Genomic DNA, 16,563 nt, shown 5'->3' with positions numbered 1-16,563 from the left:
ATATAATAATTATAGGTGATAATATGAAAAACGAAGTCTTATTAAAAAATGGTTTAAAAATCACAAAAGCAAGAAAACTTATAATATCGATTTTAGAAAAAGAAGAAGATCCAATTTCTGCAGAAGATTTGTATGAAATTTTTAAGAAAAAAGAAAATTCTAATTTATCTACAATCTACAGAAATTTAAAAATTTTAAAAAGCAAAGAAATAGTTGAAGTCGTTTGTGAAATTGATGGTATTTCTTATTACAGATTAAAGGGCAAGAAACATAAACACAGCATAATCTGCGAATCTTGCGGCAAAATCATTCCAATAGATCACTGTCCAGTCGAAAAAATTGAAATGGATTTGGAGGATAAAACAGGATTCAAAATAGATTCTCACAACCTTGAATTCAGAGGAATTTGTCCAGATTGTCAAAAGAAAAATGAAACCAAGTAAAAAAGCATGACTTAAAAGTCATGCTTTATTTATTGTTTTTAACTTTAAGAATTTGAGACATTATTGAAATAGCAATCTCTTCCACGGATCCATCGTCAATATCAAGACCTACCGGAACATTTATGCTGTCGACTAATTTCTTGTCCACATTTCTATCTATCAAATTTTGTTTTAATGTATTCGCTTTTTTTCTTGAACCAAGCATCCCGAAATATTTATGTGGTTTATTCAAAATATTAAAAGCAACTTCTTCGTCGTGCTTATGATCTCTTGTGGCGGCTATAATAAAAGTATCAGGTGTAAATCTCAAATCATCAATAGAATCTTCAATTTCTTTATTGATAAATTTCTTTATATTAGAAAAATCTTCATTGTAAATAAATTCATCTCTATCATCTACAACTACTACTTCAAAATTTGTTAAAGTTGCAATTCTCGCTAGTTTTTGAGAACAATGTCCCGCTCCAAAAATAATCAATGTAGGTTTAGGAAAAAACACTTTACCAAATCCACTAGCTCTTCCACCACAACTCATACTAACCTTCTCGCCTTCATTAAGTACATAATCAAACTCAAAGTCATTATCTTTTTTTAAATTTTCAATAGAATCTTTGATTACTTGGTATTCAATAGCTCCTCCGCCAACAGTTCCAAAAGTTTTTCCGTCTTCACGAACAGCCATAATATTTCCTTGTTTTCCTGGAACTGAGCCTTTATTTTTAAATAAAGTCACCATCATACACTTATATCCATCTTCCAAAGACTTATACATTTCTAACAAAACATCATTTTGCATCCTTTTCTCTCCTGTTTTCTAACATCATTATCGCTTCTAAAACAGCTCCACCAATCGCTCTAGCTTTATCACTAATTGTAAAGCAATTCTTCACTTCTTCATATCGTGGATCAATATCGATTATTTTAAGCCCTTTTGTAACATCAAAATTATCTCGTATCATACCTCGTATAACGCCATCTAAAGTCGCTCTTATATCATTTTTTTCAACTTTTGCTATGATTTCTCCTTTTCTAACAATATCTGAAATCTTTTTGATACTAGTAAATTTTCCTTCAAAATCAGAGTATATTACTCTTTTAGTTGAAAAGCCTTCTATAACACCTGGAATTTTTGTGTTTTTCTTGGCAAATCCTTGTTCTATAATTCTTGCCAAATCATGACCTCTCATTGTTTCAATCACAATATCACAATCAACGCCAGCTTCAAAACCAGGGCCCAAAGCTATAGTAATATCTGCCATTTCTTTTTTCAATCCAGTATTTTTCTTCGCTAATATCGCATCCACTACGACATCAAATCTCTTCTTATTTAAAATCGTAAGTTTTGGATCCACTATAACAACTGGATTGTAAAGTTCTAAGTATTTATCAATTTCATCCAAGTTTTCGCACAAAATAGCTTCTATATCTTCAACAGTTGCTTTTTTATCGTAAATTGCCTCTGAAAGTGATACTTTCCTTCTGATACTACTTGGATTTGAAACTTCTGTCACAACGCATTTGAACCCAGCATGAACAAGTTTTTGAATTGTACCTGTAGCTATATCACCTGCGCCTCTAATCAAACAAATTTTCTGCATTTAATATCCTTTCGTAATCATCATTTGTATCTATATCCATGAGTTCTCTTTCATATAAAGCGTCTACATATTTTACATGATTTAAATTATTATTTTTGACTATTGAACCTTTCTCGTCGTTTTTTAGTGATGATAATTCATTGAAAAATTTATTTGAAAAAATAACAGGATTTCCAATTCTATTTGCAAACCTTAGTTGAGAAATTTTACCTTTTTCAAATGAAGTTATTAATTTTTCTATTGAAAAATCTGTTAAAAATGGCTGATCAGAAACAAGAAAACAGATACCATCCATCTCATTAAAATATTTGACTCCCAATTTGATTGATTCACTTTGTCCGATTTCATTGTTTGGATTGTTAATCGCTTTAATACCTATATTTTTACAATATTCTATTATCGTAGAATTATTTGTTATTACAATTCTATCGTAAAAGTTTGATTTTACCACCAAATCAATAATATATTCAAAAATAAATTTGTCATTATATTTTAGCATTAATTTGTCTGTTTTCATTCTCTTGGACAAACCACTCGCCATTATTACTGCGCCTATTTTCAAAATTATCACCTAATATATTATACACTTTTAATTTATTGCAATCAAAAACCCCTTTATCGATTATGATAAAGAGGTCTTATTAATTAAAACTATTGTCTATTCAAAGCGCCTTCAACCATTTGCAACAACAATACTCTTGTTGTGATTTTACCAACGCTATTTGCCAATACTTTTACGTCAACTTCTGGATTAACATCGCCTGATAATTTGCCATTTTCATCCAAGCTAACTCCAACATCTACTACATATGAATCCTTAGTAAAGTAAGAATCGTCAAACATTTTAGCTTTTCCAACTGCAGTAACAACCAAATCAGCATTTTTAGTAAATGATTTGATATCTTCTGTTCTAGAGTGGCACATTGTAACAGTCTTGTTTTCTTTTATAAGCATATTGAAAAGTGGCTTACCTAAAACTAATGATCTGTTTACGATTACCACATTTTTAACGTCAAAGTTATAGTATTTTACGATTTCTACAACAGCTCTTGCTGTAGCTGGATAATATGCGTCTTCTTCTGCTGCCAAAACTTTTCCTAAGTTAACCATTCCCATTGCATCAATGTCTTTTTCTGGTGCAATTATATATTGAATTTCTTTTTCCAAGTTTTTATCTTTTAATGGTCTAAACATCAATATACCATCGTGTGTTTCATTTAGTTCTTTGATAGTTTGGATTAATTTTTCATTTTCTCCTTCTTCTAAAACTATTTGATCACAAGTAATATTCAACTTAGCACAGTTGTTTTTTACAGCTTTTTCGTAAGAAATATCTCCTGCGTTTTCGCCGACTCTTACAGTTGCAACTTTAACTTCTCTGCCTAATTTTTCAACACCATCGATAATTCTTTTACCTAAATCTTCTCTAAGTTCTTTAATGTCTAATACGTTCATAAAAGTATCCTTTCTATTTTTTCATTATTTGTATCGTATATTACAAATCCAGCTTGTCCATCTCTTGGATAAGTTACAGAGCCTGGATTAATAACCCAAACGCCATCAATTTTTTCATTAAAATACCTGTGCGTATGTCCATACAAACACATTTGACAATTTAATGATTTACTTTTTTCAACTAATCTTTTCACTCCAGAAGATACATTGTATTTGTGGCCATGTGTTATGAAAATATTTTTATCAGAAATCCTGATAACCTTATCATATTCACCGCCAACGACATAAAAATCGTTATTTCCTTTTACATAAATGACTTCTTTTTTTAATAAATCTTCAAGTAAAATTGCATCATCGCACACATCTCCTAAGTGAACGATGATGTCAATTTCTTTATCAAATAAATAGTCATAAACTTTTGCTATTTTATTATGTGTATCACTAATTATTGCTACTTTCATTTAAACCTTTCAAGATGATTTTGGCATTTTCTAAAGCTCTTTTTCTGTGACTAATCTTGTTTTTCTCACAATCTTCCATTTGTGCAAAACTTTTATCGTAGCCATCTGGCATGAATATACTATCATATCCGAAACCATGTTCTCCACATTCTTCAAGTAAAATCTTGCCATCCACTCTGCCTTTTGCTTGATGAATTTCATTATTTAAATCTATGATTGTAATCACAGTTTCAAAATAAGCACTTCTATCTTCTTTATCTTTCAATTCAGATAAAAGTTTTTTACGATTTTTACTATCGTCACATTCATCTCCTGCAAATCTCGCAGAGTATACTCCAGGTCTTCCATCCAAAGAATTTACGAAAAGCCCAGTGTCATCACTCATTACAATATCATCTGTGTATTTTTTTAGAAATTTAGCTTTGATAAGCGAATTTTCTTCTAAAGTTTCTGCATCTTCCACTGCATCTTCATTTATACCCAATTCAGATTTAGAATACACATCATATGTTAAATCAGAAAGTATTTCTTTTATTTCAGAAACTTTTCCTTTGTTTCCTGTAGATAAATATATTTTCTTCATTAGATTTTCTCTTTTATTAATTCGTTGAATTTTTGTGGATTTCCTTTACCTTTTGACTTTTTCATGCATTGTCCAACTAAGAATCCTATTGCACGATCTTTACCATTTCTGATACTTTCGATAGATTCTGGATTTTCAGCTACAACTTCATCTACAATTTGTTGTAAAAGATTATCGTCATCAACTTGTAATAATCCTTTTTCTTTGACGTAAACTTCTGGATCAAAGTTTTCGTTGAACATTTCTCTCAAAACTTTCTTTGCAGTTTGATTATTTATCTTTTTAGCTGAAGAAAGTTTAATCAATTTTGCCAAATTTTCAGCAGACATATTCATTTCTTCAATTTCAATTTCATTTTCGTTTACTTGACGAAGAACATCTCCCAATAACCAATTTGAAGATTGAACAGGATCATTTGAAATTTCAACAACTTTTTCGTAGTAGTCTGCTAAGTATCCATTTCTTGTTAAAATATCAGCGTCGTATTCATCAATCTTGTATTCGTTCATGAATCTTTCTTTACGCATTTCTGGAAGTTCTGGTAAATTCTTTTTGATTTCTTCGATATAAGATTGTTCTACATAAGTTTTAGGAATATCGCCTTCAACTGAAAATCTATAATCATTTCCTTCTTCTTTGTGTCTCATAACTATTGTAGTTTGAGTATCTTCATCCCATCTTCTAGTTTCTTTTTCGCCAATTTTGTTTTCCTTAGCTAGTTGCATATGTCTTTCTTGTTCGTAAATTAAAGCTTTTGAAACTGATTTGAATGAGTTTAAGTTTTTGATTTCAGAAATTTTAGTTTTAAAATCAGAATCTTCATCGTAAACATTGATGTTAACATCACATCTTAATGATCCTTCACTCATCTTAACATCTGATATTTCCAAATATTTAATTCTTTCTCTTAAAGTTTCTAAGAATTCTCTCGCTTCATCAGGATTGCTCATGTCTGGTTCACTAACTATTTCAATTAGTGGAACTCCCGCCCTGTTATAATCCATTAGAGTATTTCCACTTTCGTTGTGGATTGATTTACCAGTATCTTCTTCTATGTGGATTCTTCTAATTCTAACTTTTTTATTTTTAGTTGAGGTTTTTAATTCGATATATCCATTTGTACAAAGTGGTTGATCTTCTTGTGTGATTTGATATCCTTTAACTAAATCTGGATAGAAGTATTTTTTCCTGTCCATCTTAAATTCATTAGCAATGTCACAATCAAAAGCAAGTCCAGCCATTATAGCATATCTTAAAGCTTGTTTGTTCATGTGAGGAAGTGCTCCTGGATGACCTAAACAAATTGGGCAGACATTTGTATTTGGGATTTGTCCAAACTCATTCTTACAACCACAAAACATTTTAGTTTTAGTTGATAGTTCTACGTGAATTTCCAATCCTATAAGTGTTTTTAAGTTCATGCTATCTCCTTTCAAACGCTAAAGCTGCATTCAATAAATTTTCTTCGTCGTGACTATTTGCAATTAGTTGCAAACTAGTAGATATTCCTGATTTGTAAGGAATTGAAATAGCACACAATCCACTCAAGTTTACAATTACATTAAAAATACCAGAATCATACACAGCCAATGGATCGTCTTTTCTGCTGTCTAATTCATAAGGTAAGCTTGTCATTGTAGGTGTGGCGATTAAATCAAATTCTTTAAAGATATTTTTGAATTCTTGTGAAAGCAGATTTCTAACTTTTAAACCTTGTTTGTAAACTTTTTGGTCGTTGGAACTTGCTAGATAAAAAGTTCCCATAGCAATTCTTCTCTTAACTTCTTCTCCAAATCCTTCACTTCTAACTTTAACAAATAAATCTCTCGTATTTTCATAATCATCTGTCAAATATCCATATCTAATTCCATCAAATCTTGACATATTAGATGATACTTCACTCGTTACGATTACGTTGTATAAAGCATTTGCGTATTTTAAATATTCGAAGTCGATTTCAACTAAATCTGCTCCCATATTTTTTAGAATTTCTAATATTTCTTTGTATTCTTTGATAACTGTCTCATCATTGCTATATTTTTTCAAATCAACAACGGCAATTTTTTTGCCTTTGAAGTCATAATCTTTCTTTTTAACATTTACTTCAGATTGTATTGTGGTCATATCATTGTCATCGTGGCCTGCAATTACATTGTAAGTATCCATTATGTCTTCAACAGAATTTGATAATATACCAACTTCATCCAATGTATTTGCCATTGATTGAACACCGAATCTTGAAATTGAACCATACGTTGGCATAAAACCAACAACATTACAACAAGATGCCGGTTGTCTACTAGATCCACCTGTATCAGTTCCTAAACTTACAACAGCCATTTCAGCTTTGATACTGGCAGCTGAACCTGATGAAGAACCACCTGGGATTAATTTTGTGTCTACTGGATTTTTTGTAGGGCCAAAATAACTTGTTTCTGAAGAAGATCCCATCGCAAATTCATCCATATTAACTTTTCCAACTATAACGCAGTCTTCTTCTTTTAATTTTTTGATTACAGTGGCATCATAAATTGAAACATAATCCTCTAACATTTTTGATCCACAAGTCATCTTCAAATCTTTTACATTGATGTTGTCCTTAACACTAACTGCAACGCCGAACATTTTTCCCAAATTTTCGTTGTTTTTTGCTTTTTCAATTAGTTTTTCAATTTGTTCATCGACGAATGATTTGTCGTAAGTTATGAACACATTCAAATCTTTTTTTGATTCTATTAATTTATCCAAATCATTGTAGTAGTCCCTTAAACTTTCAGGATTTTCTACAAATTTGTTTCTAAGATTTTCTATCATTATTCCACCACTTTCTTCAATTTAAAATAACCATACTCACGAGATTTTGCATTCTTCAACGCAACATCTCTTGGAATTGATTCTTTTGGTGTATCTTCTCTAAGTATGCTGTGATATTGTGGCAAGAATTCTAGGTATTCTACTCCTTCAGTATCACATTCCATAATCATACTTGCAAAATCCAATACAGTATTGTATTTTTCATATAAATCATCCACATTTTCAGTTAACTCAAGGTTAGCCAAATCATAGATTTTTACTACTTCATCGCGATTAATCATACTAACTCCTTTTTAATTCATGATTAAATTTTATCATAAATAAATTAAATTTATAAGTTGTCCAAGAACGAATTTAATTCATCTTCTGTCATTAATTTTACACCTAAATCCTTCGCTTTTGTAAGTTTGGATCCTGCTTTTTCACCATATACAACGTAATCAGTGTTTTTGGATACAGATGATGAAACTTTTGCTCCCAAATTTGATAACTTATCTGTAAGTTCTTTTCTAGAATAATTTACTAAGCTTCCCGTCAACACAAAAGTTAAATTATCCAATTTCTTTTCAATATTTTCAGGATTTTTGATTTTAATTCCTTTTGATAGAAGTGAATCGATAGAATTAGAAATAGTTTCGTCATGGAAAAATTCTACGATTTCTTCTGCTATAACATTTCCTATATCTTCGATTTGAATTAATTCTTCAAACTTCGCCTCTCTTAAATTATCAAAGCTTTTATATTTTTGTGCCAATTCAAAGCTTGTTTTCTCTCCAATTTCAGGAATTCCAAGTGCAAAAATAAAATTAGCTAAATCCACATTTTTACTTTTTTCAATTGCATTTATAAGATTTTGGCTCTTCTTTTCTTTAAAACCATCTAATTGCATCAACTGTTCTTTTTTTACATCGTAGATTTCTTCAATTGATTTTATATTAAGTTTTTCTAGCAAAACTTCCAATGTTTTTTCACTCAATCCATCTATATTCATCGCATTTCTGCTTGCAAAATGAACCATTCTCTTAACCAATTGCGGAGTACAACTCATAGAATTTGGGCAGAAGATATGAACTCCATCTCTGAATAATTCACTGTGGCAATACGGACAGTAATGCGGAATTTCAATTTCTTCCGTATCTTCTTGGTCAGGGTTTACAACTCCCATTATTTCTGGAATTACATCGTTTGACCTTCTAACAAAAACTTCTGAATTTAATCTCACTTGTTTTCTTTCAATATCGTCAATATTATTCAGAGTAGCCCTTTTTACAGTTACATTTCCAATCTCTACAGGCTCCAGCAAAGCTGTCGGAGTCACTTTTCCAGTTCTTCCAACATTCCATTCTACTTCTTTTACAATTGTTGTAAATCTTTCAGGTTCAAATTTGTAAGCTATTGCCCATCTTGGAAATTTATTAGTGTATCCTAATTTTTCTCTTGTTTTAAAATCATTAACTTTAATTACCACACCATCTGTCAACACGTCAATTTCATTTCTCAATTCAAAAATCTCGTCAATAAATTTTGAAACTTCTTCAAATGATGTAGCGTGTTTTTCGTATGGATACAATTTAAAATAATTATCTCCCAAAAACTTAATCATTTCTTCTTGAGTTTCAAGCTCGTTATCTTGTAAATAATTTACATTATAGAAATAAGCATCCAAATTTCTCTCTCTAGTAACAGCTGGATCTAAGTTTCTAAGGGCTCCCGCTGCAGCATTTCTTGCATTTTTTAGTTTTGGTTCATGAGTTTTATTGTAGTTTTCTAATGAAGAAAGTGGCATGACTCCTTCACCTTGAATTTCCATTAATCTTGTATCTTTTATTTTCAATGGAATTGAATTAATAGTTTTTACTTGACTTGTAATAACTTCTCCAATAGTACCGTTTCCTCTTGTTGTAGCCATAACCAAATATCCACCATCATAAGTTAAGTTCACTGTCAATCCGTCAAACTTAAATTCTACATAAAATTCAACTTTCGGTAATTTGTTTACGTGATTTTCATTGTAATTTTGTACAAACTCAATGGTTTTATCTACCCAATTTCTAACTTCTTCTTTGCTTTGCGCTTTTCCTAAACTGTACAAAGTATTCAAATGCTCATGCTTTTCAAACCCTGATAAAACTTCTCCACCTATTCTATTTGTAGGAGAATTTGGTAGAACAATTCCAGTTTCTTTTTCTAGATTTACAAGCTCATCATACAAAACATCGTACTCTGAATCCGCAATCAATGGATCATCCAAAGTGTAATAATGGTAAGCGTATTTATTTAGTATGTCTACTAAATATTTTATTCTATCTTGTTTTTCCATTATTCAACCCTTGTTAGTGGTGCCAATGAAGAATTTAGTTTCTTCAACCCTTTCTTGTCAAAATTAATTGTCAATTCATCTCCATTTTCTTTTTCTACAATTCCAACGATTACACCAGTTCCAAACTTTTTATGTGAAACTTTGTCTCCAGCTCTATATTTTTCGTTATTTTTAGTAACATTATTTTGTTTTTTAGTGATTGAAGCAGATGCTTCTGTTCTGTAATCATCAACTACTTTTGTGTTGAACGATTCTCTAAAACTAACCTCTTTATTAGGAGATTCGTCCTTGTATTTATTTTCCATTTCCTCTATAAACCTCGATTCAGCTTTTGTTTGAAATTCATTAAATCTTCTTCTCGATTGCACACTTGTTATGTACAATTTCTTTCTTGCTCTAGTGATTGCAACGTAGCACAATCTTCTTTCTTCTTCTACATCTTCATCAACTCTAGATGGAATAGTCCCTTCCTCAAGTCCTGTAAAAAATACAACATCAAACTCCAAGCCTTTTGCAGCGTGGATTGTCATCATTGATACACCTTTTGTATTATCATCAGTTTTATCCAAATCAGTCATTAATGAAGAAGTTTCCAAATATTCTCTCAAGTTTTTATCTGGATTATCTTGAACAAATTGATATAGTGATGAAACATATTCATCAATATTTTCCAACCTCGTTTTATCATCTCTATTAGTTGATTTTTCTAGATTAGCTCTGTATCCTGTTTTATCCAAAATATATTCCATAAGTTCTGCAACATTCATTTGATCTTTTGGAAAGCTTTTGATTAAATAATAAAACTCTTGAAGCTTTTTCGCTGTAGCATTTGAAAAATCAGGAAGATCTGTATCTATGATGTATTGCATCATGCTAATTGATCTGTTTTGAGAACATTGCAACAACTTATCCATTGTTGTTTTACCAATCCCTCTTTTTGGTTCATTGATAATTCTATTTAATGCCATGTTATCGTTCAAATTTTCAACGATTCTAAGATAACTAACGCAGTCTTTGATTTCTTTTCTATCGTAGAATTTCAATCCACCTACAACTCTATTTGGAATTCCAAGTCTATTTAATCTTTCTTCGAAAAGTCTAGATTGTGCATTGGTTCTGTACAAAATTGCCATTTCTTCGTATGGATTTTCTCGGTATCTTTCTTGTTCAATCCATTGAACAACTTGGTCTGCCTCATCTATATCGGAATACATTCTCCTATAAATTGGCATATCCCCTTCGTTTTTTGCAGTCCACAGATTTTTATCTTTTCTAAGTGAATTGTTTTTAATCACAGTGTTTGCCAAGTCCAAAATAGGTTGTGTTGAACGATAATTTTGTTCCAACAAAATAACCTTAGCATTCTTAAAATCTTTTTCAAAATTTTGAATGTTTTGAATGTTTGCTCCTCTCCAACCGTAAATTGATTGGTCAGAATCTCCCACGCAACAAATATTATCGTTTTTTGAAACCAAATTCTTGATTAGCTTGTATTGTGTATCGTTAGTGTCTTGGTATTCATCGACAAATACATACTTAAATCTGTCAGAATATTTTTCTCTCAAGTCTGGATTTTCCTCGAACAATAAATTTGTTTTCACGATCAAATCATCAAAGTCCAACGAATTGTACCTTTTTAATTTGTGCTCGTATTTTTGAAATAATTCCATCGTAAAAGTGCTTAAACTTATATCAAAATCTTCTTTGTCAATATTTTTTTCCGTAGCACCTGCGTTTTTCAATCTAGAAATTGTATTGATTTCGTTTTTGATTTCTACATTTTTAGGATCAACACCCATATCCTTCAAACATTCTTTTACAAGAGATATTTGATCTGCTCTGTCGTAAACGGTGAAGTTTCTTTCGAATCCAATTCTTTCTATTTCTACTCTCAAAATTCTAGAACAAATAGCATGGAAAGTTCCTATCCACATACTATCGACGTTTTCTTGCAGAATATTTTCGACCCTTTCTTTCATTTCTTTGGCAGCTTTGTTTGTAAAAGTAATTGCCAAAATTTCGTATTTTGAACACAATCCTTTCTCCAAACAATAAGCTATTTTAGTGGTCAACACTTTTGTTTTACCACTTCCAGCTCCTGCCAATATCAACATAGGACCATCTGTATTTTCGACGGCTTCTCTCTGTCTATCATTTAAATTATCTAAATTCATCATAACTCCTTATGTATCAATAAAAAAATAAGTCGCTACAACTTATTTTTTAAATATATATTCGTATATGTTTTCTAATGTTCTTCTTGGATTAATTACAATCACTCCACGACTCTATTATATCACAACTATCTGATTAGTCCGAAATAAATTAGAACCAAAACACCAAGAGCTATTCTGTAATAACCAAACACTTTGAAATCATTGTTTTTGATGTAATTCATTAAGAATTTAATTGTAATTACAGATACAACAAAGCTTACTGCAGTTCCTAATAATAACACGAATGCTTCCATTGCAGTAAAACTAAATCCAAATTTTACAAGTTTTAGTAAGCTTGCACCAAACATTGTTGGAATTGCCAAGAAAAATGTAAATTCAGCTGCAATAGTCCTGGATAATCCTATAGCAATACCTCCCAAAATCGTAGCTCCTGAACGTGATGTTCCTGGAAATACTGCTGCTATCACTTGAAATAGTCCTACGATAAAAGCTTGCTTGTAAGTAATTTTATCGATACTATCGACAAGTTTTTTGTGTGATTCTTTGTTTCTGTTTTCAATAATAATAAAAAGAATACCGAAAATTATTAATGCTAATGAAATTACAAAATAATTATAAAAATGTTCTTCAATATAATCATCGAATTTAATTCCTATAATAGCTGCTGGAATACACGCTACAATTATTTTTGCCCACATTATCATTTTACTTTTACTAATTGATATCAAATGACTTTGACCTTTTTTAAATGGCCACACTTTGTTCCAATAAATTACAACAACCGCCAAGATTGCCCCCAATTGAATTACAACCGTAAACATAGATTTGAAAGCATCTGACATGTTCAATTTGATAAATTCGTCCAGTAATAAAATATGACCAGTTGAGCTAACTGGCAACCACTCTGTTACTCCTTCAATAATTCCCAAAAGAATAACTTTTAATATTTCTATAAACATATTTCCTCCAATTTCTTAACTAATCATATTATATGAAAATTTCGTCTATTATTCAATCTCAAACTAAAAAAGTACAAAAGAAAATCTCTTGCACTTTTTCAAATTAATTTGCTTTTATATCAGCCCATATATCATCGTATTTTTCTACAAAATCTGATGGATCCTTGAATATTTCCATGTTTTTATGCTTTGATAAATCAGGATAAGCTGTTTTATCTTCTTGGATTTCTTTATCCAAAAGTTTTCTTGCTTGAGTAGATGGAAGAGAATAACCAATGTATTCTGCATTTAATTTTGCATTTTCAGGATTTGTCATAAAATTGATAAATTTTTCGGCGTTTTCCTTATTTTTTGCGTTTTTCAAAATAGCCAATGTATCAAACCACAAATTTGATCCTTCTTTTGGAATTACATATTCCAAATTTTCATTTTCCCCTTTAGAAACAATTGCATCCCCTGAATACATTACTGCGAGATCTGCTTCTTCATTGACCATTTGAGTTTTAGTTTCATCTACAAGATAAGCAAGTACCAAATCTTTTTGTTTTATTAATGACTGTTTTGCTTTCTCTAACTCAGCCTCATTTCTTGAATTCATCGAATATCCTAATCTTTTCAATGCTACTCCTAGAGTATCTCTTGTGGAGTTCATCATTATGATGTTGTCCTTGTACTTTTCATCCCACAAAATATTCCAGCTGTCGACTTTTTCTTTTACTTTGTTTTTATTGTAAAGAATTCCAACAGTTCCCCACATATATGGAACTGTATATTCATTTTTAGGATCATAATCTAAATTTTTAAATCTTTGATCGATGTATTTGAAGTTTGGAATTTTACTATAATCAATTTTTTCAAGCATCCCTTGCTTAATCATTTTTTCAGCCATGTAATCAGAAGGAACAACAACATCGTAATTGCTGCCTCCTTCTTTTACTTTCATATACATATCTTCGTTTTGCTCAAAAGTATCATAGATTACTTTAATTCCCGTTTCTTTTTCAAACTTATCTAGTAAAGCTGGTTCAATGTACTCTCCCCAATTGTACACATACAAGACATTCGATTCATCCTTGGAGCAAGAAGTCAAAACCAATATAGTTAATAAAAATAATAAAATTTTCTTCATATTATAACTCCTCCAATAGATTTGTTCTCTTGTGAAGAATCAACAATAGAATAACCATTACCAAAAACATAATTGTGCTTAAAGCATTAATTGCTGGATTAACACCTTTTTTCGCCATAGAGTACACTGTAACTGAAAGATTTGATACGCCGTGACCTGTCGTGAAGAAACTGATTACAAAATCATCTATGCTAAGTGTAAATGCCAACAAACTTCCCGAAAAAACTCCTGTTTTAATTTCTGGCAATACAACTTTTCTCAAAGTGTAGAATGGAGTTGCTCCCATATCCATCGCAGCCTCTGGCAAAAATTTATTCATTTGTGCTAATTTCGGCAACACAGCAAGTATTACATAAGGTGTTGTAAATGTTATATGTGACAACAACATTGTAAAAAATCCAAATGGAAAATTCATCAAGTTAAATATTACCATTAGGCCAACCGCTGTCACGATATCAGGATTTAAAACCGGAAGATAATTCATATTTAAAAGCAAAGATTTTTTGTATCCTCTTAAATAATAAATTCCTATTGCAGCTATCGTTCCCAAAATTGTAGCGATTATTGTTGCTAGTATGGCAATCAAAATAGTCGTTTTAAATGATGACAAGATTTCTTCATTGTGCAATAATTCCTTGTACCATTTGAAAGTAAATCCAACCCAGCTTCCTTTCAAACGAGAATCGTTAAATGAAAATACCATCAAAACAGCAATTGGTCCGTAAAGGAATAAAAATACCAATGCTAAATAAAATTTCTTGAAAAATTCTTTCATTTTATTCTCCCTTCTCATTCGTAAAAGCTAATGAAATTAAAATCATAATTATAAGTACTACAGAAATTGCACTACCGTAATGCCAATTTCCAGCTATCCTAAATTGATGCTCAATTATATTTCCTATCAAATTGTATTTGTTTCCACCAAGCAATGCCGATATTTCGAATGTAGAAATCGCTGGAATAAATACCATAGTAATTCCTGTAATTACCCCTGGTAAACTCATTGGAAATACAACTCGTAAAAAAGTTTGTAACCTAGATGCTCCCAAATCATAGCTTGCTTCTACTAATGAATAATCTGATTTATCCAAAATTGAGAAAATAGGAAGTATCATGAAAGGTAGGAAATTGTAAACCATCCCCATTAAAATAGCTCCTTCAGTGTATAGCATTTTAATGGGAGAAAAACCAAAATGAATTAACACACTGTTAATTATTCCGTTTTTACCAGTTAAAATAATCCATGCATAAGTTCTCAATAAAAAGTTCATCCACATCGGAATAACTATCATAAGCATCAATACAGCCTTGTATTTTTTGTCTACTTTACTGATAAAATAAGCTGTCGGATATCCAATCAACAAACAAATTACTGTACTTATAAATGCTAATCTAATAGAGTTCAAAAGAACTTTTACATATTTCGATGTAAAAAATCTGTAAAAATATTCAAGTGAAAATTGTGGATTGGAAAAATCTCTCAATGATCCAGTTGTAACTGAATAATAAACAATAAGAAACAATGGAAATACAATGAAAAATAATATCCAAATAGCGTAAGGAATCGATAATTTCTTAAGCTTCATCGTCGCACCTCTTCATTATATGAATATTATCTGGATCAATGTTAATTCCTACCATACTTCCTTGAGGTTTATTAATTGTTGATTGAGCCTTATACTTGAAATCACCAGTATCTACAAACATTTCATAGTGAATTCCTTTGAATCTGTCGCTTATAACTGTACCTTTGATTTGTCCTTTTTCTGGGGCAACTATCTCCACATCTTCGGGCCTTATAACAACTTGGACATTTTCATTTTTTGCAAATCCTTTATCAACGCACTTCCATTTATGATTAGAAAATTCCACCATGCAATCTTCTAAAAACACCCCATCGATTATGTTGCTTTCGCCGATAAATTTAGCTACAAACTCATTCTTAGGTTCGTTGTAAATATCTTCTGGAGTTCCAATTTGTTGAATAATTCCATTTTCCATAACAACGATAGTATCACTCATAGTCAAAGCTTCTTCTTGATCATGAGTTACATAAACAAAAGTAATGCCGATTCTTTCTTGAATATTTTTGAGTTCGTTTTGCATTCCTTTTCTCAACTTCAAATCCAAAGCGCCCAATGGTTCATCCAACAACAAAACGCTTGGTTCATTGACCAACGCTCTTGCTATAGCAATTCTTTGTTGTTGACCTCCACTCAAGTTATTTATCTTTCTTTTTTCAAAACCGGATAAATTCACAAGCTTCAAAACTTCTGTTACTTTTTCTCTGATTAATTTTTCATTCATTTTTTTGATTCTCAAACCAAAAGCGATATTTTCGAATACATTCATATTAGGAAATAAAGCGTATTTTTGAAAAACCGTGTTCACATTTCTCTTATAAGGTGCAATATTACTGATGTCTTTTCCTTCAAACATGATTTTGCCCGTATCTGGAGTTTCAAATCCAGCAATCAATCTCAACGTTGTAGTTTTACCGCAACCTGATGGTCCCAATAATGTCAAAAACTCCTTATTTCTAATGTAAAGATTCAAATCTTTTAAAATGTGTTCATCTTCAAAAGACTTATTAATACCGATTAATTCAATGATATTATCCATGA

The 16,563-nt window shown here is 30.9% G+C and carries 17 protein-coding genes; 1 reads left to right on the top strand and 16 read right to left on the bottom strand.

What is annotated here, in order from left to right; genetic code table 11:
- Positions 1-23 precede the first annotated feature (23 nt).
- Positions 24-443: a Fur family transcriptional regulator gene (locus tag FMG_RS03150; RefSeq protein WP_012290490.1), complete on the top strand. Its 420-nt coding sequence runs from the start codon at positions 24-26 to the stop codon at positions 441-443.
- 25 nt (positions 444-468) lie between these two features.
- On the opposite strand, the gene FMG_RS03145 is transcribed toward FMG_RS03150, so the two are convergent.
- The 16 genes from FMG_RS03145 to potA all read right to left on the bottom strand — a co-directional run bounded on the left by FMG_RS03145 (position 469) and on the right by potA (position 16,561).
- Positions 469-1,239, bottom strand: coding sequence for an XdhC family protein (locus tag FMG_RS03145; protein ID WP_012290489.1), 771 nt, complete (start codon positions 1,237-1,239; stop codon positions 469-471).
- The gene (gene yqeB / locus FMG_RS03140) at positions 1,229-2,041 is read right to left on the bottom strand and encodes a selenium-dependent molybdenum cofactor biosynthesis protein YqeB (protein ID WP_012290488.1); all 813 of its coding nucleotides are present in this window, start codon (positions 2,039-2,041) and stop codon (positions 1,229-1,231) included. The genes FMG_RS03145 and yqeB overlap by 11 nt, the downstream gene beginning before the upstream one ends.
- A complete protein-coding gene (locus FMG_RS03135; RefSeq protein WP_227930524.1) occupies positions 2,019-2,612 on the bottom strand; it encodes an NTP transferase domain-containing protein in 594 nt (197 codons plus the stop codon). The genes yqeB and FMG_RS03135 overlap by 23 nt, the downstream gene beginning before the upstream one ends.
- Before the next feature lie 80 nt (positions 2,613-2,692).
- A complete protein-coding gene (locus tag FMG_RS03130; protein ID WP_002839362.1) occupies positions 2,693-3,496 on the bottom strand; it encodes a bifunctional 5,10-methylenetetrahydrofolate dehydrogenase/5,10-methenyltetrahydrofolate cyclohydrolase in 804 nt (267 codons plus the stop codon).
- Complete coding sequence (locus tag FMG_RS03125; RefSeq protein ID WP_012290487.1) at positions 3,493-3,957, bottom strand: metallophosphoesterase family protein; 465 nt, start codon at positions 3,955-3,957, stop codon at positions 3,493-3,495. Before FMG_RS03125 ends, FMG_RS03130 begins: the two co-directional genes overlap by 4 nt.
- Positions 3,938-4,540 (bottom strand): RdgB/HAM1 family non-canonical purine NTP pyrophosphatase, encoded by a 603-nt coding sequence (gene rdgB / locus FMG_RS03120; RefSeq protein ID WP_012290486.1) that lies wholly within the window; start codon positions 4,538-4,540, stop codon positions 3,938-3,940. The genes FMG_RS03125 and rdgB overlap by 20 nt, the downstream gene beginning before the upstream one ends.
- A complete protein-coding gene (gene gatB / locus FMG_RS03115) occupies positions 4,540-5,961 on the bottom strand; it encodes an Asp-tRNA(Asn)/Glu-tRNA(Gln) amidotransferase subunit GatB (protein ID WP_002838180.1) in 1,422 nt (473 codons plus the stop codon). The genes rdgB and gatB overlap by 1 nt, the downstream gene beginning before the upstream one ends.
- 1 nt (position 5,962) lies before the next feature.
- Positions 5,963-7,354 carry an Asp-tRNA(Asn)/Glu-tRNA(Gln) amidotransferase subunit GatA gene (gene gatA / locus FMG_RS03110; protein WP_002839402.1) on the bottom strand — a complete coding sequence of 464 codons (1,392 nt, stop codon included), beginning with the start codon at positions 7,352-7,354 and terminating at the stop codon, positions 5,963-5,965.
- Complete coding sequence (gene gatC, locus FMG_RS03105) at positions 7,354-7,635, bottom strand: Asp-tRNA(Asn)/Glu-tRNA(Gln) amidotransferase subunit GatC (RefSeq protein ID WP_002839337.1); 282 nt, start codon at positions 7,633-7,635, stop codon at positions 7,354-7,356. The genes gatA and gatC overlap by 1 nt, the downstream gene beginning before the upstream one ends.
- A 50-nt stretch (positions 7,636-7,685) precedes the next feature.
- Complete coding sequence (gene ligA, locus FMG_RS03100) at positions 7,686-9,674, bottom strand: NAD-dependent DNA ligase LigA (RefSeq protein WP_012290485.1); 1,989 nt, start codon at positions 9,672-9,674, stop codon at positions 7,686-7,688.
- On the bottom strand, positions 9,674-11,848 hold the full coding sequence (locus tag FMG_RS03095; RefSeq protein WP_041250593.1) for an ATP-dependent helicase: 2,175 nt from the start codon (positions 11,846-11,848) through the stop codon (positions 9,674-9,676). The genes ligA and FMG_RS03095 overlap by 1 nt, the downstream gene beginning before the upstream one ends.
- A gap of 128 nt (positions 11,849-11,976) precedes the next feature.
- Positions 11,977-12,810, bottom strand: a complete 834-nt coding sequence (locus tag FMG_RS03090) for an undecaprenyl-diphosphate phosphatase (protein WP_002841520.1) — start codon at positions 12,808-12,810, stop codon at positions 11,977-11,979.
- Positions 12,811-12,913: 103 nt separating this feature from the next.
- Positions 12,914-13,939 carry an ABC transporter substrate-binding protein gene (locus tag FMG_RS03085; protein ID WP_012290483.1) on the bottom strand — a complete coding sequence of 342 codons (1,026 nt, stop codon included), beginning with the start codon at positions 13,937-13,939 and terminating at the stop codon, positions 12,914-12,916.
- A gap of 1 nt (position 13,940) precedes the next feature.
- Entirely contained in the window at positions 13,941-14,714 is a 774-nt protein-coding gene (locus tag FMG_RS03080) for an ABC transporter permease (RefSeq protein ID WP_002838250.1), read from the bottom strand.
- Position 14,715: 1 nt separating this feature from the next.
- Positions 14,716-15,525 carry an ABC transporter permease gene (locus FMG_RS03075; RefSeq protein ID WP_012290482.1) on the bottom strand — a complete coding sequence of 270 codons (810 nt, stop codon included), beginning with the start codon at positions 15,523-15,525 and terminating at the stop codon, positions 14,716-14,718.
- Positions 15,515-16,561: a spermidine/putrescine ABC transporter ATP-binding protein gene (gene potA, locus FMG_RS03070; protein WP_002838108.1), complete on the bottom strand. Its 1,047-nt coding sequence runs from the start codon at positions 16,559-16,561 to the stop codon at positions 15,515-15,517. The genes FMG_RS03075 and potA overlap by 11 nt, the downstream gene beginning before the upstream one ends.
- Positions 16,562-16,563: the final 2 nt, after the last annotated feature.

The sequence above is a fragment of the Finegoldia magna ATCC 29328 genome (genome assembly GCF_000010185.1).
GTDB classification, from domain to species: domain Bacteria; phylum Bacillota; class Clostridia; order Tissierellales; family Peptoniphilaceae; genus Finegoldia; species Finegoldia magna_H.
This window is presented reverse-complemented; position numbering and strand designations above follow the sequence as displayed.